Below are 19,806 nucleotides of genomic sequence, written 5' to 3'. Positions count from 1 at the left end.
CACTACGAATACCAAAAATGAAATTTCGATAAACTACCGAATAAGAGAAAGTTTACCAATAAAAATAAAAACGAGCCGATATTCCATAGTGCAATCGTTTTTCCTTGCACTTGCTGGACAACGCGTTTATAAAAGTAAATACTGTACACTGCAAGCACCAAAAACGAACCCAACACTTTCACATCATACCAATGAAAATGCTCCACTTTGATATACGCCCAAATCACCCCAAGAATTAATCCTAATAACAACATAGGCAATCCAATTAAATTTAAAACATAAGACATAAAATCTAATTTCGCTAAATCAGCCATCCGCCATAACCGTTCTCCCCATTTTTTCCGTTTCAATAAGCTATATTGCAGCATGTACAATACCGAAAAAATGAACGAAAGCGAAAACGCTGCATATGCTAATAATGCCATTGTAATATGAATCATTAACAATTCAGAAATCAGCTTTTCGGCAACAGCCGGTGATTGATGGGGATTCGGCGCAAACGTATGAATCGCCAAAATTAAAAACGCTAGCACGTTCGTAAAAAAGACGATAAAATCAACGCGCATCAACCGGTTAATGATAAGAGATAACGTAATGAGCACCCATGCGTAAAAATAAAGCCCTTCCGACATCGTTAAAATTGGAAAACGTCCTGTCTGCACGATGCGAAACAAGAAAAAAAACGTTTGAAACATCCAAACAATAGAAAGTAACCAGAAAGCGACTTGATTCGCCTTCCGGTTACGTTGAAGAAAATCAATAAAATATAAAAGTATAGACAATACGTACAAAAGAATAGACAGTTCGTATAACCGGGTCATGGTCATCTCTAACATATGCCAAAATCCTCTCTTATGACTGTAGAGACGGCATAGCGGCGCGTTGACCATCCGTTTTTGCTTGCTTTTGTGCTTTCACTTCGTCTTCGATATTAAAAATTTTCATAAACAATTGCAACGCTTCTTCGGCATTTGGTTCAGCTGCCAACTCTTTTGCGCGTAAAATCGGATCGCGCAGCAATTGATTAATAATGCTTTTTGTGTGTTTGTTCAATACTTTCCGGTCACGTTCCGATAAATGCGGCAATTTCCGTTCAATGCTCCGCATTGTCTCCGCTTGAATCGCCAGCGCTTTTTCACGAAGCGCCGCAATAACAGGCACAACGCCGAGCGTATGAAGCCATTGCTGGAAGGCAACAAGCTCTGTTCCGATCATACGTTCAATTTGCTCTGCCGCTTTTTTGCGCTCTTCTAAATTCGCTTGCACGATTCCTTCTAAATCGTCAATATCATATAAAAAGACGCTTTCTAACTCGGCAAGCGCTGGGTCTAAATCTCGCGGAACAGCGATATCGACCATAAATAGCGGGCGTCCTTTCCGCATTTTTTCTACATGAACCATCATTTCTTTCGTGATGATATAATCTTTTGCTCCAGTAGAGCTAATAACAATGTCCGCCTCCAGAAGCGCACAGGATAGCTCACAAAGCGATTTTGCCGTACCTGAAAACTTTTTCGCCAGCTGCTCTGCTTTTTCGAGCGTTCGGTTGACAACGGTTACTTTTCCTACGCCACTTCCATATAAATTTTGCGCCGCCAATTCTCCCATTTTGCCAGCGCCGATAATTAAAACATGTTTCGAAGATAAATCCCCGAAAATCTTTTTCGCTAATTCTACTGCCGCGTAACTTACAGACACGGCGTTTGCGCCGATTTCTGTTTCGGAATGGGCGCGCTTTGCAAATGTGACCGCCTGCTTGAATAACTGATTAAATATTGTACCAATCGTTCCATGTTCTTGAGCAAGAAGATAACTTGATTTTACTTGACCTAAAATTTGTGTTTCTCCTAAAATCATCGAATCTAAACCAGAAGCAACACGGAATAAATGTTCGACCGCTGCCTCATTTTCCATAATGTTTAAATAAGGTGTAAGCGCATCGATTTCCATATGAAACCAATTGGCCAAAAATGATTTTATATAATAACGACCGGTATGCAGCTGATCAACAACTGCATAAACTTCGGTACGATTGCATGTAGAAACAATCACATTTTCTAAAATGCTTTTTTGCTGCTGCAATTGCTTCATTGCATCGACCAATTCCGACTCACTAAACGTGAGTTTTTCACGGATTTCAACAGGGGCCGTTTTATAGTTTACGCCAACAACAACAATATGCACTTCCTTTATACCCCCTTAATCAAGTACATAAATATCTTTTTTTATTATAGCACATATGTCTTTCTACTTTATGAAAAAAGTGTGAACATGCTAGAAAGCATATGATAAACTTTATACAGTATAAGTGTATCATAAAAAAGTTTGTCGAAAAACTGGGAGGAACCGATGAAAAAACAAGCTGCGTTCTCTGGCATTATTCTTGTTGGACTGGGCGTTTACTTTTTTGCCAATCAGCTTCACTCCTCATTTGCCCATCTTTTTCAAGACTGGCCAGCACTGTTAATGATTCTCGGGGCGGCGCTGATCGGCCAGGCGTATTCCGCCCGTGAATACCAACACCTATTTCCAGGCATCATTTTGTTTGGATTCGGACTTCACATTTTACTTGTCCATTGGTTCAAACAATGGCCAAATCATATCGGCGTCTTTTTCTTTATCATTGCGATAGCATTTTTCATTAGCTCCCGAAAAGTAAAAAGCGGCCTTGGCCAAAGCATCTTTTTTTTAGCATTAGCCTTTATTATGCTGTTTTCCGAACATTTTCAGCCGCTGTTTTATATTGTCGAAACAGGCATTGCATCGATTTGGAAGTTTTGGCCGCTTGGGCTAATCCTTGCGGGTATATACATATTATTGGTAAAGAGGAAATAATCCATACAAAAAACACCAGCCTCGTTTCATGCTGGTGTTTTTTCGATTATAGGAATCGCTCCAATGCTGCCCATGCTTCTTCTTTTCCTTGTCCTGTTTCTGCCGAAAAAAGAATAAGTTTATCATCCTCTATGATGTTCAACGTTTCACGGACAACTTTTAAATGCTTTTGCCATTTTCCCTTCGGAACTTTATCTGCTTTCGTCGCAATGATAATCGTCGGGATTTGATAATGTTTTAAAAACTCATACATCATGACATCATCTTTCGTCGGCGGATGCCGCAAGTCGACGATCAGAACAACTGCGCGCAGCTGTTCTCTTGTCGTAAAATACGTTTCCATCATTTTTCCCCATGCTTCCCGCTCTTTCTTTGAGACCCTTGCAAATCCATATCCCGGCACATCAACAAAATAAAGCGATTCATTAATAAGGTAAAAATTTAATGTTTGCGTTTTTCCTGGTTTCGATGAAGTGCGCGCTAAATTTTTTCGATTAATCATTTTATTAATAAAGGAAGATTTGCCAACATTGGAACGACCGGCGAGTGCAAATTCCGGCAGCGCACCATCTGGATATTGTTCCGGTTTCACCGCACTGACGGCGATTTCTGCTTTTGTCACGTTCATTGTTGATCCCCTACCAATGCATGTTGTAGTACTTCATCTAAATGGGAAACGAGCACAAATTGTAAATCATTTTTTACCACATCTGGAATATCTTCTAAATCTTTTTCATTGTCCTTTGGTAAAATTACTTTTTTCAAACCAGCGCGATGGGCGCTTAACGTTTTTTCTTTTAATCCGCCAATTGGAAGCACGCGGCCGCGCAATGTAATTTCTCCCGTCATGCCAACAAATCGGTTTACCGGCCGGCCTGTTAGCGCGGAAATGAGCGCAGTCGCAATCGTGATCCCAGCAGATGGTCCGTCTTTTGGCACGGCGCCTTCTGGTACGTGAATATGAATATCGTATTTTTCATGAAATTCAGAGTCAATCCCAAGCTGTTCAGCTCGAGAACGCACGTAACTAAATGCTGCTTGTGCGGATTCTTTCATGACATCGCCTAATTTTCCTGTTAACACAAGCTTCCCTTTTCCCGGTGCAAGCGATACTTCAATGGATAGCGTATCACCGCCAAACGCTGTGTAGGCAAGGCCTGTCGCCACGCCGACTTGATCTTCCAATTCCGCTTGGCCGTAACGGTATTTTCTTTTTCCTAAAAATTCTTCTATATTTTTCTCTGTAATGATGACGCGTTTTTTCTCCTCAGAAACGATGAGACGTGCTGCTTTTCGGCAAATCGCAGCGATCTGCCGCTCCAATTCGCGCACACCTGCTTCTCGTGTATAATAGCGAATAATACTCATCATCGCGTCATCACGTACTTGCAACGATGATTTTTTTAATCCATGCTCTTTTAATTGTTTTGGAAGCAAATGACGTTTAGCGATTTGCAATTTTTCTACTTCCGTATAGCCTGGGATTGTAATCACTTCCATACGATCCAAAAGCGGCTGTGGAATCGTTGCTAAGTTATTTGCTGTCGCAATAAACATCACTTTCGATAAATCATACGGTTCTTCAATATAATGGTCGCTGAACGTATGGTTTTGTTCCGGATCCAACACTTCAAGAAGCGCCGCAGACGGATCGCCGCGAAAATCACTCGACATTTTATCAATTTCATCTAATAAAAATACCGGATTAATCGTTCCTGCTTTTTTCATCCCTTGAATAATTCGTCCAGGCATTGCGCCGACATATGTGCGACGGTGGCCGCGAATTTCTGATTCATCGCGAACACCACCTAACGAAATACGAACAAATCGGCGGTTCAGCGACTTGGCAATTGAACGAGCAAGCGATGTTTTCCCGACTCCAGGAGGTCCTGCTAAACAAAGAATCGGACCTTTTAATGATTTCGTTAATTGTTGTACAGATAAAAATTCCAGCACCCGTTCTTTTACTTTTTCTAGACCGTAATGATCTTCATTTAATATCGCTTCCGCCCGTTTGATATCATGAATATCTTCTGTTTGCGTTGACCAAGGTAGCGCAATGAGCCAGTCTAAATAGTTGCGAATCACCGCGCTTTCCGCTGAGGTCGCTGGTATTTTTTCATAGCGGTCAAGCTCTTTGAGCGCCGTTTCTTTCACATGACTTGGCATGCCGGCTGCCTCGATTTTTTCTTTTAATGTTTCGACTTCTCCTGCTTTTCCTTCCTTTTCACCAAGTTCTTTTTGAATTGCCTTCATTTGTTCGCGCAAGTAATATTCTTTTTGTGTACGTTCCATCGATTGCTTGACGCGCATGCTAATCTTTTTCTCAAGCTGCAGCACTTCTTTTTCATTATGCAGGATTTGAATAATTTTATGGATGCGTTCTTTCACATCGATCGTTTCGAGAATGCGCTGTTTTTCCTCTAGTTTAAGCGGCAAATGGGAAGCGATAATATCCGCCATTCGACCCGGCTCATCGATATCTGCAATGGAAGCATAAATATCGGCTGACAATCTTTTTGATAAATTTATGTATTGTTCAAAGTATTCGAGCATCGTCCGTTTCAACGCTTCGTCCTCTAAATCTTTCGTTGTGCGATCTACAAACTTTTCTACTTTTACCATAAAATACGGTTCTTCACTTACTGTCTCGGTAATGATTGCACGCGCGATTCCTTCCACCAGCACGCGAAACGTTCCGTTCGGAAGTTTAAGCAACTGTTTTACGCGCGCAAGTGTCCCCATTTGATATAAATCATCCATATCAGGTTCATCAACGGAAACATCTTTTTGCGATGTCAACAAAATGATGTGATCTTCCACCATTGCTGTTTCAAGCGCTTTTACCGATTTCTCCCGCCCCACATCTAAATGTAAGACCATCGTTGGAAACACAAGCAGCCCCCTTAGTGGCAAAAGAGGAACGACAAGCTCTTTTTTCTTCACCACGAACACCTCCATATCTCACTTCTATTCGTCTATTGTATAGCACCGTAGCACGATTTGTAAAATGACATGATACAGACAAAGGAAACGTTTTTTATATCTTGCTTATGAATAATATAAAGAAAAACCGACTTCGACATCCTTTTTTCGTCGAAGTCGTATCGCTTGCTACTACACTGATTTTTTTTCGGAGCGATCGGCAGCGGCTGGAATAGCGCTATCGTGTTGCGCAAAATCTTTTCCAAATACAACTGGAAACACTTCCTCTAAACGTTGGACAGGAATAATCTCGATCCCATCGATCTCTCGTAAAAGGGATTGCATGTTTTCCAACGGAACGATCACTTTTTTCGCCCCAGCCTGTTTCGCCGCTTTTACTTTTGGAAAAATTCCACCCACTGGTTTGACATAACCGTGAATACTAATTTCTCCTGTCATCGCTACCGTACCATCAACCGGTATTTGATAAATCGCTGAATAAATTCCGGTTGCTATCGCAATTCCTGCGGACGGACCATCGATTGGAATGCCTCCTGGGAAATTAATATGAATATCATAACGATCAGCGGGAACTCCCATTGCACGCAATACAGTAATGACATTTTCAATGGAACCTCTTGCCATACTTTTGCGGCGAATAGATTTTTCCCGGCTTCCAATACTTTCTTCTTCAACGATGCCAGTAATATTAATGGTTCCTTTTTCTTTTGTTGGCAAAGCAGTTACTTCAATTTCCAAAAGCGCTCCGGTGTTCGGACCGTATACAGCTAATCCATTCACAAGACCAACCATCGATGCATGAGAGATTTTCTTTTCATATCGCGGCGACAATTGACTTGAGTGGATGACCCATTCAATATCTTTATCTAAAATCGTTTCACGTTTTTCAGAAATAGCAATTCCCGCAGCAATTTGCATGATATTTACTGCTTCCCGCCCGTTTCTCGCATAAGACGCAAGAATACGAATTCCGCTTTCCGATACTTTTAAACGTATTTTTTCCGCTGCTTTTTTTGCGATGAGCGCAATTTCATCCTGATCGAGTTCACGAAAAAACACTTCTAAACAACGCGAGCGAATAGCCGGAGGAATTTCGTTTGGCGTTCTCGTTGTCGCTCCAACAAGGCGAAAATCTGCAGGAAGCCCATTTTGGAAAATGTCATGGATATGACTCGGAATTTGCGGGTTTTCCTTGCTATAATAAGCACTTTCAAAAAACACTTTACGGTCTTCGAGCACTTTCAGTAATTTATTCATTTGAATCGGATGAAGCTCTCCAATTTCATCAATAAATAAAACTCCACCATGTGCAGTCGTTACCGCGCCTTGCTTTGGCTGCGGAATGCCTGCTTGTCCCATCGCTCCAGCCCCTTGATAAATTGGATCGTGCACAGACCCAATTAACGGATCGGCGATTCCACGTTCATCAAACCGTGCTGTCGTTGCGTCTAATTCAACAAATACCGCATTCTTTTTAAAAGGAGAAAGCGGATTTTTTTTCGCCTCTTCTAAAACTAGACGAGCCGCCGCTGTTTTCCCAACGCCTGGTGGTCCGTAAATAATGACATGCTGAGGGTTCGGACCGCATAACGCCGCTTTTAATGCTTTAATTCCGTCTTCTTGACCGACAATATCTTCAAAACTTTTCGGTCTTACTTTTTCCGCAAGTGGTTCGGTTAACGAAATGGATCGCAATTTCTGAAGCTGTTCCATTTCTTTTCGGGATTCCTTATCGATCGAAACTTTTTGGATCCGTTGGTTTTTAAGCAAATTCCAAAAATAAAGACCAATAATAATCCCGAAAAATAGTTGTATCAATAGTACTGCATTTGCCCAATTCATTCTCTGAAATCCTCCTGCCTTCAAATAGTATGTAGTATGATAGTATCTCCGTGAAAAGGCAGGAATAAACAAAAAAGAAACCGCCTTATGACTAAGGCAGTTTTACAAACATTACGCTGATGTTTTTCTCTCTTGTTCTATCACGGTTCCGTCGTGGCGAATCAGTTTTGGCGGTTTATTGCCACGAACCGTCTCTACGGTAATAATACATTTTTGCACATCTTCACGAGATGGCAGCTCGAACATGACATCGAGCATAATTCCTTCAATAATCGAGCGAAGACCGCGCGCTCCAGTTTTTCGTTCAATTGCTTTTTTCGCAATTTCCCGCAGCGCTTCTTCTTCAAATTCAAGCTCCACCCCATCAAGTTCAAGCATTTTTTGATATTGTTTTACAATCGCATTTTTCGGCTTTGTTAATATATCGACAAGTGCTTGCTCATCAAGCGGCTCCAAAGTCGTAATGACCGGAAGACGACCGACAAACTCTGGGATAAGTCCAAACTTTAATAAATCTTCCGGAAGCACTTTTGACAATAAATTCTTTTCATCTACATCCGACTGCTGAATATCGGCGCCGAACCCGATTACTTTTTTTCCTAAGCGGCGCTTAATAATCGGTTCGAGCCCATCAAACGCACCGCCACAAATAAATAAAATGTTCGTTGTGTCAATTTGGATAAATTCTTGATGTGGATGCTTGCGGCCACCTTGAGGCGGAACGCTGGCAATCGTTCCTTCTAAAATTTTTAATAACGCCTGTTGCACTCCTTCACCAGATACATCGCGCGTAATGGATGGGTTTTCCGATTTGCGGGCGATTTTATCGATTTCATCGATATAAATAATTCCTTTTTCAGCCCGTTCCACATCATAGTCGGCTGCCTGAATAAGCTTGAGCAAAATGTTTTCTACATCTTCACCAACGTATCCAGCTTCCGTAAGCGATGTTGCATCCGCAATCGCAAACGGCACGTTTAAAATGCGGGCTAATGTTTGCGCCAGCAGCGTTTTTCCGCTTCCCGTCGGTCCAATCATTAAAATATTGCTTTTCGATAATTCTACATCATCGATTTTACTGCCAGAATTAATCCGCTTATAATGATTATAAACCGCAACCGCTAACGATTTTTTCGCTTCATCTTGGCCGATGACATATTCATCTAAAATTTCCCGAATTTCTTTTGGTTTTGGAATATCTTTAAATTCAAATTCCTCTTCGTTTCCTAACTCTTCTTCCACGATCTCCGTGCATAGCTCGATGCATTCATCACATATGTATACACCGGGACCAGCAACAAGCTTGCGGACTTGGTCTTGCGTTTTTCCGCAAAACGAACACTTTAACTGTCCTTTTTCATCATTAAATTTAAACATCAACTTCACCCCTTGCCACGAAATCGCACAACTTCATATGTATTTTATTTTCCTCGCAAAACTTCAACGACAAAACGTATGTATTGGTCATTTTATCATAAATGATCTCCGAAAAGCTAATAAAAAAATTGTAATGTGTTAGAAAAATTAGAAAATTTTTTATCACGCTTCATTTTTTGTATGAAAGAACAAGGCACGAACATTCGCGCCTTGCTCTTTATATATTATGCCGCAACTTTGCTATTTTCTACAAGGAAATCGATCGTTTTCCGCCATTTCAAATCTTCTTTTACACCATCAAGATTTCCTAATAGCTCTTTTAGTTTTTCCACTTCTAAATTATATGCTTTCGCCATTTTTTCTAGTTCTTCATTTATTTCTTCTTCTGTTACTTCAATATTTTCTGCCTTTGCAATCGCTTCTATTGTTAAGGCAACACGAACGCGTTTTTCCGCATCTTCTTTCATTTGTTCACGCAATGCTGCTTCATCTTGGCCCGAGAATTGATAATAAAGCTCAAGATTAAGTCCCTGCATTTGCAAACGTTGATCAAATTCACGCAACATGCGGTCTGTTTCGTTTTTCACCATTACTTCTGGAATATCAATTTCCGCGTTTTCTGCCGCTTTTTCAACAACCGCGTCACGAAGTGCTGCTTCCGCTTCATTCTTTTTCATTTCTTCAAGTCTTTTGCGGATTTTGTCTTTTAATTGTTCTAATGTTTCCACTTCATCGTCTACATCTTTTGCGAATTCATCATCTAATGCTGGAAGGCGTTTTTCTTTTATTTCATGTACTTTTACTTTGAATGTCGCAGGTTTGCCCGCTAATTCTTTTGCGTGGTATTCTTCAGGGAATGTCACTTCAATTTCTTTTTCTTCTCCTGCTTGCATGCCGATCAATTGATCTTCAAATCCTGGAATGAATGTGCCTGAACCGATTTCAAGCGAGTAATTTTCCGCTTTTCCGCCTTCAAATGGCTCGCCGTCAACAAAACCTTCGAAATCGATCACTGCTGTATCGCCGTTTTCAACTTTGCCGTCTTCTTTTACAACAAGCTCCGCGTAGTTTTCTTGAAGACGTTTTAATTCGTTTTCCACATCTTCATCTGTGACAGTATCATCCATTTTTTCCACTTCTAATCCTTTATATTGCCCAAGTTTTACTTCTGGTTTTACGGTAACTTTTGCTGTAAAAATAAGGCTTTTTCCTTTTTCCATTTGTTCAATATCGATTTTTGGAACATCTACTGGTTCGATTCCTGCTTCTTCTACTGCTTTTGCATAAGCTTCTGGCAATAAAATATCAAGTGCATCTTGATATAACGCTTCTACTCCAAAGCGTTTTTCAAAAATGACGCGCGGTACTTTTCCTTTGCGGAATCCTGGAATAGCAATGTTTTTCACTACCTTTTTAAACGCCGCATCCAATCCTTCATTTACTTTTTCCGCGTCCACTTCAACAGTAAGAACGCCTTCATTACCTTCAAGCTTTTCCCATTTTACTGACATAATATTCCCTCCACTTAAAAATCATTCATTATAATTTAAGGATGAAGATAATGAAACGATTCCATTTTTCATTATCTTTTTATTATTCTCATATATGTAATAAAAAGTATAAAACATATACGCAATACAACCATTATATTATAACATACAACAATGATGTTTCAATACGAATAAGATGATTAAAAATAGGAAAATTTCTCTACTTCATAAAGCTTTTTGCAAAGAAAATCCATGTTTTCGGCATGAACATGATACATGCGGGAAATTTTCTCTAAAGCCGCTGGTATTCCTTGAAATTGACAGGCAATGAAATGAAGCGCTGCAATCCAATCTTCACATGTAGCCGGTTTTGGTGAAAACGGGTAAAGAATGTACGTATAACGAAGCCAAATATCTACAGCTACTTCATATAAGCTTGGATTTTCGCTTGCTAACGTATTCTCTAACTGCCATAACACGTGTAATGCAAACGCCGTTTGTGCCTGTTCGTTTAGATTTGCCGGTATTACTTCCATTCTTTCTCCAAACTTTTCGATTGTGACAACATCGGTTACATTTTTTAACGTAAGCAAACGTAAAATCATTGTTTTGGTTATTGGGTTTTTTGATTCGTTCATTAAATATTGTTTTAAAATGGAAAGAACAGGAGCAATATCTTCATTTTCTAACTGCTTGATCACTTTCATATGCTCGGTAATATCGTCCGACTCAAACAGCTGCTGAATGCTATCTTGTTCAGCAAGCGGCAAAGCAGTTTTGCTCATTTTTTGATTGAAATGAAGCAGACGCAACAGTTGCTCCCGCATCGAAGGAGAAAGATGGCGGCGGTGCAACGCATCACGTATCACCATTTCTGCTTGCTCATATCGTTGCATTTGCATCAAAATAGATACATACATTTGCAAAAGTTCGATATCGTCTCTATGTTCTTGAAGCAACATGCGTAAACGGCGTTCAGCCTCAAGAAAATCACCTAATTCGCAGTGACAAACGGCAATGCTAAGTGCTACATGGAAACTATTCTCACCAAGCTGTTCTGCTTCATGGAAAAAATGAAGCGCTTCATCGTACCGCTTTGCCTGCAGTGCTTCCATTCCCTCTTCAACAAGGCGTTCTTTGACACGAGGAAACAAAATAATATTTTTATTTTTTCGCTCCATGTTCGCCCGCCCCAATAAAATTTTTACACAAGTGTAACAATTTTTCCTCCAAAATACAAGCAAAATAAGCAGAAAAAAGAAAAAGCCGTTCCAGCATTTTGAGGCGGAAACGGCTTTTTTTCCACTTACGACATTGGGCAATGTTTTTTTTCATACTCTGCAATATACGGTTCATAAACGAACGTTAAATCGATTTCATCCCAACCTTTTAAAAGCAGTTGTTTTCGGTATGGATCAATGTCGAACGTCCGCTCAAATCCGCTATCATCATACACCCGTTGATCTTCTAGAGAAATTGTTAATTCATAATCTGCTTTCGTGCTTTCTCTCAATAAATATTCGACATCTTGCTTAGCTAAACGAATTGGCAATAATCCATTTTTTAGGCAGTTGTTATAAAAAATATCTGCAAATGATGGGGCAATAATCGCTTGAAATCCGTAATCTTGCAGGGCCCATGGGGCATGTTCGCGCGATGATCCACAGCCAAAATTTTCGTTAGCGACAAGAATGGTTGCCCCTTCATTTTCAGGTCGATTTAATTCAAAATCCGGATTTGGTTTTTCTCCATCGATATAGCGCCAGTCGTAAAACAGAAACTTCCCAAACCCCGTACGCTCGATTCTCTTTAAAAACTGTTTTGGAATAATTTGGTCTGTATCGATGTTGGCGCGGTCGATGCCCGCTACTTTCCCTTTATGAACAGTAAATGGCTTCATTCGTTTCCCCCCTTAATGGACCGGTTCTTTCTGCAATTGTCGAACATCAACAAAATGCCCATAAATTGCAGCAGCGGCAGCCATCGCCGGGCTAACTAAGTGCGTTCTTGCCCCTTTTCCTTGTCGTCCCTCAAAATTTCGATTCGATGTGGAAGCGCAATGTTCTCCTTCCGGTATAATGTCTGGATTCATTCCTAAACATGCGCTGCAGCCGGAATCACGCCATTCGAATCCCGCATCGATAAAAATTTGTGCTAATCCTTCTTCTTCCGCTTGTTTTTTCACTTGTTGCGATCCAGGGACAACAAGCGCACGCACACCTTTTGCCACTTTCTTTCCTTTGACAATTTTCGCGGCTTCACGCAAGTCGCTAATACGAGAGTTCGTACAGGAACCGATGAAAACGTGCTGCACTGGAATTTCTGTAATCGGAGTGCCAGGTTTTAATCCCATATATTCCAAAGCGCGTCGTACTGCCTTTTGTTCCGTTTCGCTTGAAAAATCCTCTGGATACGGCACTGTTCCTTCGATCGATGTGCTCATCGATGGGTTCGTCCCCCATGTCACCATTGGGGCAATGGTCGACGCATCTATTTCAATCGTTTTATCGTATTCCGCGCCTTCATCTGTCGCAAGAGCCCGCCAGCGTTCTACCGCTTTTTCAAACTCTTCTCCCTTCGGCGCATATTTGCGCCCTCGCAAATAAGCAAACGTCGTTTCATCTGGACTTACTAAACCAGCACGTGCGCCTGCTTCAATCGACATGTTGCAAATCGTCATTCTCTCTTCCATCGACATGTTACGAATGACTTCTCCAGTAAATTCGATAATATATCCTGTTCCAACATCAACCCCGTAGCGGCCGATAATGGCCAAAATGACGTCTTTGGCGGTAACTCCTTCCCCTAATTTTCCGTTAATGCGAATTTGCAGCGTTTTTGGTTTATGCTGCCATAACGTTTGTGTCGCAAGCACATGTTCCACTTCGCTCGTTCCGATTCCAAACGCAAGCGCCCCAAATGCTCCATGTGTCGACGTATGGCTGTCCCCGCAAACAATCGTTTTTCCAGGTTGTGTTAAACCAAGCTCTGGGCCAATCACATGAACAATTCCTTGTTCTTCACTACGCAAATCAGCTAGCGGAATCGAAAATTCCCGACAGTTTCGTTCCAACGCGGCAATTTGATTTCTTGCCACTTCGTCCTCAATCACAAAACGGTTTACTGTTGGAACATTATGATCCATCGTCGCAAATGTTAAATCTGGGCGGCGCACTTTCCGCCCCTTTTGCCGCAATCCTTCAAACGCTTGCGGAGAGGTGACTTCGTGCACTAAATGTAAGTCGATATAGAGCAAATCTGGTTTTCCATCTTCGCGATATACGACATGATTTTCCCAAATCTTTTCAATAATCGTTTTCGGTTTCACTGCTTTCACCTCTCATTTTTCATGAGTAAACAGTCATAATATGGAAAATTGCTTCATTATCTAAAATCGTCGCTTTAATTTCGTTTACCATTTCATCAGTGGAAACGACTCGTTGTCCTTTTTGTGCAATATCTGCTGTTCGCAATCCAGCTGCCAATACTTGCTGAACCGCTTTTTCAATTGCATCTGCCTCTTCCGAAAGCCCAAAGGATAATCGAAGCATCATTGCCGCTGATAAAATCGTTGCAATCGGATTTGCTTTATTTTGACCCGCAATATCAGGCGCAGAACCGTGAATTGGCTCATACAAACTAGGCCCTGATGTCGATAAACTTGCGGATGGCAACATCCCGAGCGAACCGGTCAACATCGAAGCTTCATCACTTAAAATGTCGCCAAACATGTTTTCCGTAACAATGACATCAAATTGTTGCGGAGAGCGAATTAGCTGCATTGCCGCATTATCGACAAGCATATGCTCAAGCGTTACATCAGGAAACTCTTGCGCCACTTCTTCAGCAATTTCCCGCCACATTCTGCTTGATTCGAGCACATTCGCCTTATCAACAGATGTCACTTTTTTCTTCCGTTTACGCGCAAGTTCAAACGCTGCTTTCACAATCCGCTTAATTTCTTCTTTTTTATATAGAAGCGTATCTACTGCTTTTTCTTCTCCGTTTTCTACCATTCGTCCGCTCGGTTTCCCAAAATATAGTCCTCCTGTTAATTCACGAACGATTAACAAATCGACACCTTGAATCACTTCCTTCTTCAGCGGTGACGAATCCATTAAACTGTCGTAAAACTTTACTGGCCGTAAATTGGCAAACAAATTCATCTCTTTACGAATTTGCAATAACCCTTTTTCCGGACGCAAATGTGCAGGGTTTCGATCCCATTTCGGACCACCGACTGCCCCAAGCAATATCGCATCACTTTCATGACAGATGGCAAGCGTTTCATCTGGGAGCGGCGTACCTTTTTGGTCAATCGCCGCTCCACCAATAAGCCCGAATTCGAACTCAAACTGATGTCCAAAACGGGTTTCGATTGTTTTTAGAATTTCAACAGCTCCCCTCGTCACTTCTTTTCCGATTCCATCACCCGGCAATACGGCAATCCGATAACTTCCCATGCTGTTTCCCTCCATTGATTTTATTGCATCGCTACTTTTTGATTCTCAGCACGCATCGTTTCAATCATAAACACGCGGTTGACTGCATTAATATACGCTTTTGCGGATGCTTCCAGCACGTCCTGCGCCGTACCGCGACCGCTAGTTTCTATATCATTGACACGCACTTTCACGAAAACTTGCGCAAGCGCGTCACGACCACCGCTCACGGATTCAATACGGTAATCAAGAAGAGTAACAGATGTCTTAAAGCAACGCTCTAACGTGTTATACAATGCTTCGACGCTTCCCGCTCCCGTTGCCGCTTCTTGAATCTCATTTCCTTGTCCGTCTTTTAAGACGACAACAGCGGTCGGAATTTGGTTTGTGCCATACTGAACTTGAAGCGAGGATAACTGATAAAAATCTTTAAAGTGATCAAATTTTTCTTCAAAAATAAGCGCGACTAAATCATCATCGGTAATGTCTTTTTTCTTATCTGCCAACTCTTTAAATCGAACAAATAATTTATTAACTTCTTCATCTGATAATGTGTATCCAAGCTCTTCAACACGATTGCGCAGCGCATGCCGTCCCGAATGTTTTCCAAGCACCATGGAGTTTGATTGAACACCAACAAGTTCTGGTGAAATAATTTCATACGTTGTTTTTTCTTTTAATACACCATCTTGATGGATTCCTGACTCATGAGCGAAGGCATTTTTGCCAATGACCGCTTTGTTTGGCGGAATAACCACACCTGTCAATTTGCTTACTAAATTGCTCGTTCGCTTAATTTCTTGAAGGTTAAGGCGTGTTTCTGCCTGATAATAATCTTTGCGAATGTAAAGCGCGACAGCAATTTCTTCCAATGCCGCATTTCCCGCGCGTTCGCCGATTCCGTTAATCGTCCCTTCGATTTGTGTTGCGCCATGCTCAATTGCTGCCAGTGAATTTGCAACCGCCATTCCTAAATCGTCATGGCAATGGGCAGAAAGAGAAACTTTTTCAATATTCGGAACATTGTTGCTTAAAAATGTGAAAATATTCCCGTACTCTTTCGGGGTAATATACCCTACTGTATCTGGGATATTAATGACCGTCGCCCCCGCTTTAATCACTTCTGTAATAATCTTGGCCAAAAATGGAAGTTCGCTGCGGCAGGCGTCTTCCGCTGACCATTGGACAATTGGAAAATAGCGTTTTGCATATTTGACCGACTCTACCGCTGTTTCAATGACTTGTTCCGGCGTCATTTGCAATTTATACTTCATATGGATCGGAGATGTGGCGATGAATAAATGGAGACGAGGCTCTGCTCCTCCTTTTAACGCCTCCCATGCGGCGTCAATATCGCTCTGTACCGAGCGAGCAAGCCCGGTAACAGAGCATGTTTTGATCGTTTCGGCAATTTGTTTTACCGCTTGGAAATCTCCTTTCGATGAGGCAGGAAAGCCTGCTTCAATAATATCTACACCGAGCCGTTCAAGCTGGCGGGCAATTTCAAGTTTTTCTTGTAAATTCAAATTGATTCCAGCAGACTGTTCACCGTCGCGCAACGTCGTATCAAAAATATTAATTTTTCGCACTGGAGACCACCACTTCTTTCTGTTTTTCTTTCACAAATGGCATCATGCTGCGCAATTCGCGGCCGACAATCTCAATGAGGTGTTCATTTTCGCGGCGGTTGATCGCATTAAACTCCGGACGGTTTGCTTGGTTTTCCAAAATCCAGCCTTTTGCAAATTTTCCTGTTTGAATATCATGAAGAACCTTTTTCATCTCTGCTTTCACCGCGTCATTGATAATGCGCGGTCCAGAAATGAAATCTCCCCATTGCGCCGTATCGGAAATCGAATGACGCATCCAAGAAAGACCGCCTTCATACAGAAGATCAACGATCAGCTTCATTTCATGCAAACATTCGAAATAGGCTACTTCCGGCTGATACCCTGCTTCGACAAGCGTTTCAAATCCTGCTTTAATAAGCGATGTTAATCCTCCGCATAATACAGCTTGTTCGCCGAATAAGTCTGTTTCTGTTTCTTCTTTAAATGTCGTTTCCAGCACTCCCGCTCTTGTCGCACCGATCGCTTTTGCATACGCGAGCGCTGTTTGTTTTGCTTCCCCTGTTACATCTTGATACACTGCAATTAATGCAGGAACGCCAGCTCCTTCTGTATACGTGCGGCGCACTAAATGCCCCGGACCTTTCGGTGCAACTAAAAATACATCGACATGTTCAGGAGGAACAATCTGATTAAAGTGGATATTAAACCCATGGGCAAATACTAATGCGTTTCCTGGCTGAAGCTCTGGTTCGATTTCTTCTTTATATACATTTGGTTGTTTTTCATCTGGAAGAAGAACCATGACGATATCCGCTTGTTTGGTTGCTTCGCGAACACTATATACGGCAAAACCGTCTTTTTCCGCTTGTTCCCATGATTTTCCTTTACGAAGCCCAACAATAACGTTCACGCCGCTGTCGCGAAGGTTTTGTGCATGTGCATGGCCTTGTGAACCGTAACCGATAATTGCCACCGTTTTTGATTGTAAGTATTTTTCATTTGCATCTCCGTTATAGTAAACTTTTGCCATTATCCATCTCTCCTTTTCTCATAGTCTTTTAGATAATGAAAGCAGTTTTATGTGTAGCGGCTGTTTTTTGCGAGCCGCGTGTAAACGCTGTTGTGCCTGTTCTCGCCACTTCTTTAATTCCGTAAGGCCGCAATAACTCAATGAGCGCTTCTACTTTTTCGGATTCGCCTGTTACTTGAATAACAAGACTATCTTTGCTTACATCGACAATCGAAGCGCGGAATGGCTCAATAAGCGTATAGATCTCTTGGCGGAGCGCCGGTGTCACGGATACTTTCACCAGCGCCAGTTCCCGCGCAACAATCGCTTGGTCGGTAATATCATTTACTTTCAGCACATCAATCTGCTTGTTTAACTGTTTAATAATTTGCTCGGCCGTCCGCTCATCTTCAACATTGACGACAAATGTCATTCGGGAAACTCCTTCTACTTCTGTATGTCCTACTGTGATGCTTTCAATGTTATAATGCCGTTTCGTAAATAACCCGGTAATTCGGTTGAGAACGCCTGGACGGTTATTGACTGTCATTGTGATAATTCGCCGCACGGTTTCACCCCCACCATTTCATGTAATCCTTTTCCAGGTGCAACCATTGGATAGACGTTTTCATCCGCTTTTACATGGAAATCAAGTAAAACCGGACCGTCGATCGCAAATGCTTTCTTTAGTACCTCCATCGCTTCCGCCTCCGTTTTTGCCTGGAAGCCTGGAATATTGTATGCTTCTGCTAGTTTTACAAAATCCGGCTGATTTGGAATGAGAGAATGGGAATATCGTTTTTCGTAGAAAAGTTCCTGCCATTGACGAACCATACCAAGCGCTTGGTTATTCACAATAACCACTTTAATCGGCAATTGAAGCTCTTGGATGACAGACAACTCTTGGAATGTCATTTGGAAGCCACCATCACCAACAATGGAAACGACCGCAGCATTTCTATCCGCAAGCTGCGCTCCGATCGCCGCCGGGAGGCCGAATCCCATCGTTCCAAGCCCGCCGGAAGTAACCCAGCGATGCGGTCTATTAAACTTGTAATATTGCGCCGCCCACATTTGATGCTGGCCAACGTCGGTAGTAATAATGGCTTCTCCGTTCGTTAATTCATAAATCATTTCCACCAGCTTTTGCGGCTTAATCGTTTGTTCATCGTCTTCGTAATAAAGAGGAAATTGCCGTTTCCATTCGTTTAACTGGGCAAGCCATGCGCTTGTGTCCGCTGGCTTTCCTTGCTGATGAATTAATTCTTGCAAGGCCGCTTTCGCATCGCTGACAATCGGAATTTTCGTAGGCACATTTTTGCCGATTTCCGCCGGATCAATATCAATGTGTGCCACCGTTGCCTTTGGTGCAAAGTATTTTAAATTTCCTGTAACACGATCATCGAATCTTGCCCCAATATTAATGAGTAAATCACATTCATATAGCGCCATGTTTGCTGTATACGTACCGTGCATGCCAGCCATTCCTAAAAATAATGGGTGATCGGCTGGAAATCCGCCTAAGCCTAATAACGTATGAACAACTGGAATATTTTGTTGTTCAGCATATTGCCGTAGTTCATTTGAAGCGTTCGCATGTAATACGCCTGCTCCCGCTAAAATGACAGGTCTTTTCGATTGGCTAACCGTTTCTACAAGGCGGCGAATTTGCAAATGGTTTGGGTGAGTGGTCGGTTGATACCCTGGCAAATGAACCTCTTGTTCGTAATCAAATTCTCCTTCCGCTATGGTAATGTCTTTTGGGATATCGATTAATACAGGACCAGGTCTTCCTGTTGTGGCAATATGAAACGCTTCTTTAATAATTTTCGGAAGCTCGCTTATATCACGAACTTGATAATTATGTTTCGTAATTGGCATCGTAATTCCGAGAACATCCGCTTCTTGAAACGCATCTGAACCGATGACGCTCGTTGCAACTTGACCTGTAAATACGACGATCGGCAGCGAATCCATCATTGCATCTGTTAAACCTGTCACAATGTTTGTCGCTCCAGGCCCTGATGTTGCGATCACAACGCCCGGCTTTCCAGAAATACGCGCATATCCTTCTGCGGCATGAATGGCCCCTTGCTCATGCCGCGTTAATACGTGAAACACTCCTGATTGATATAACTTGTCGTAAAGCGGCAACACCGCTCCACCCGGATATCCAAAAATAACTTCTACCTTTTCCGCCTTTAACGCCTCAATTAACATTAGCGCTCCGCTCATTTTCGTTTTTTCGGACGTTTTTTCCTCTACTTTCATCCTTGCCATCATCCATCCTCCCT

At 41.9% G+C, this 19,806-nt stretch carries 16 protein-coding genes; 1 reads left to right on the top strand and 15 read right to left on the bottom strand.

Translation table 11 applies throughout. The features are described 5' to 3' along the window. Positions 1-2: 2 nt before the first annotated feature. Positions 3-836 carry a cytochrome c biogenesis protein gene (gene ccsA / locus FNL97_RS04335; RefSeq protein WP_143415103.1) on the bottom strand — a complete coding sequence of 278 codons (834 nt, stop codon included), beginning with the start codon at positions 834-836 and terminating at the stop codon, positions 3-5. Positions 837-852: 16 nt separating this feature from the next. After that, the gene (hemA, locus tag FNL97_RS04330; protein ID WP_097354822.1) at positions 853-2,184 is read right to left on the bottom strand and encodes a glutamyl-tRNA reductase; all 1,332 of its coding nucleotides are present in this window, start codon (positions 2,182-2,184) and stop codon (positions 853-855) included. Positions 2,185-2,349: 165 nt separating this feature from the next. On the opposite strand from hemA, the gene FNL97_RS04325 reads away from it, so the two are divergent. Then, positions 2,350-2,835, top strand: coding sequence for a LiaI-LiaF-like domain-containing protein (locus FNL97_RS04325; RefSeq protein ID WP_015864689.1), 486 nt, complete (start codon positions 2,350-2,352; stop codon positions 2,833-2,835). A 46-nt stretch (positions 2,836-2,881) separates the two neighbouring features. Here FNL97_RS04325 and yihA read toward each other — a convergent pair whose 3' ends face one another. The 13 genes from yihA to ilvB form a co-directional block, all read right to left on the bottom strand. Then, a complete protein-coding gene (gene yihA / locus FNL97_RS04320) occupies positions 2,882-3,463 on the bottom strand; it encodes a ribosome biogenesis GTP-binding protein YihA/YsxC (protein ID WP_097354823.1) in 582 nt (193 codons plus the stop codon). Continuing rightward, the gene (gene lon / locus FNL97_RS04315; RefSeq protein ID WP_143415102.1) at positions 3,460-5,796 is read right to left on the bottom strand and encodes an endopeptidase La; all 2,337 of its coding nucleotides are present in this window, start codon (positions 5,794-5,796) and stop codon (positions 3,460-3,462) included. The genes yihA and lon overlap by 4 nt, the downstream gene beginning before the upstream one ends. 156 nt (positions 5,797-5,952) lie before the next feature. Further along, positions 5,953-7,623, bottom strand: coding sequence for an ATP-dependent protease LonB (gene lonB / locus FNL97_RS04310; protein WP_062677876.1), 1,671 nt, complete (start codon positions 7,621-7,623; stop codon positions 5,953-5,955). A 111-nt stretch (positions 7,624-7,734) separates the two neighbouring features. Further along, positions 7,735-9,000: an ATP-dependent protease ATP-binding subunit ClpX gene (gene clpX / locus FNL97_RS04305; RefSeq protein ID WP_015864693.1), complete on the bottom strand. Its 1,266-nt coding sequence runs from the start codon at positions 8,998-9,000 to the stop codon at positions 7,735-7,737. A 224-nt stretch (positions 9,001-9,224) separates the two neighbouring features. Beyond that, positions 9,225-10,511 (bottom strand): trigger factor, encoded by a 1,287-nt coding sequence (tig, locus tag FNL97_RS04300; RefSeq protein ID WP_015864694.1) that lies wholly within the window; start codon positions 10,509-10,511, stop codon positions 9,225-9,227. A 179-nt stretch (positions 10,512-10,690) separates the two neighbouring features. Next, positions 10,691-11,671 carry a tetratricopeptide repeat protein gene (locus tag FNL97_RS04295; protein WP_205729483.1) on the bottom strand — a complete coding sequence of 327 codons (981 nt, stop codon included), beginning with the start codon at positions 11,669-11,671 and terminating at the stop codon, positions 10,691-10,693. Between the two features lie 125 nt (positions 11,672-11,796). Further along, positions 11,797-12,390 (bottom strand): 3-isopropylmalate dehydratase small subunit, encoded by a 594-nt coding sequence (gene leuD, locus FNL97_RS04290; RefSeq protein WP_015864696.1) that lies wholly within the window; start codon positions 12,388-12,390, stop codon positions 11,797-11,799. Positions 12,391-12,402: 12 nt separating this feature from the next. Next, entirely contained in the window at positions 12,403-13,818 is a 1,416-nt protein-coding gene (gene leuC / locus FNL97_RS04285) for a 3-isopropylmalate dehydratase large subunit (RefSeq protein ID WP_062677873.1), read from the bottom strand. A gap of 19 nt (positions 13,819-13,837) precedes the next feature. Next, a complete protein-coding gene (leuB, locus tag FNL97_RS04280; RefSeq protein WP_062677872.1) occupies positions 13,838-14,953 on the bottom strand; it encodes a 3-isopropylmalate dehydrogenase in 1,116 nt (371 codons plus the stop codon). 20 nt (positions 14,954-14,973) lie between these two features. Further along, positions 14,974-16,521 carry a 2-isopropylmalate synthase gene (locus tag FNL97_RS04275; RefSeq protein WP_015864699.1) on the bottom strand — a complete coding sequence of 516 codons (1,548 nt, stop codon included), beginning with the start codon at positions 16,519-16,521 and terminating at the stop codon, positions 14,974-14,976. Then, a complete protein-coding gene (ilvC, locus tag FNL97_RS04270) occupies positions 16,508-17,533 on the bottom strand; it encodes a ketol-acid reductoisomerase (protein ID WP_015864700.1) in 1,026 nt (341 codons plus the stop codon). Before ilvC ends, FNL97_RS04275 begins: the two co-directional genes overlap by 14 nt. Before the next feature lie 28 nt (positions 17,534-17,561). Beyond that, complete coding sequence (gene ilvN, locus FNL97_RS04265; RefSeq protein WP_041269720.1) at positions 17,562-18,080, bottom strand: acetolactate synthase small subunit; 519 nt, start codon at positions 18,078-18,080, stop codon at positions 17,562-17,564. Further along, positions 18,059-19,792 (bottom strand): acetolactate synthase large subunit, encoded by a 1,734-nt coding sequence (gene ilvB, locus FNL97_RS04260; RefSeq protein ID WP_015864702.1) that lies wholly within the window; start codon positions 19,790-19,792, stop codon positions 18,059-18,061. Before ilvB ends, ilvN begins: the two co-directional genes overlap by 22 nt. Between the last annotated feature and the right edge of the window lie 14 nt (positions 19,793-19,806).

It is taken from the genome of Geobacillus sp. E263 (assembly GCF_007197795.1).
Classification (GTDB): domain Bacteria; phylum Bacillota; class Bacilli; order Bacillales; family Anoxybacillaceae; genus Parageobacillus_B; species Parageobacillus_B toebii.
This window is presented reverse-complemented; position numbering and strand designations above follow the sequence as displayed.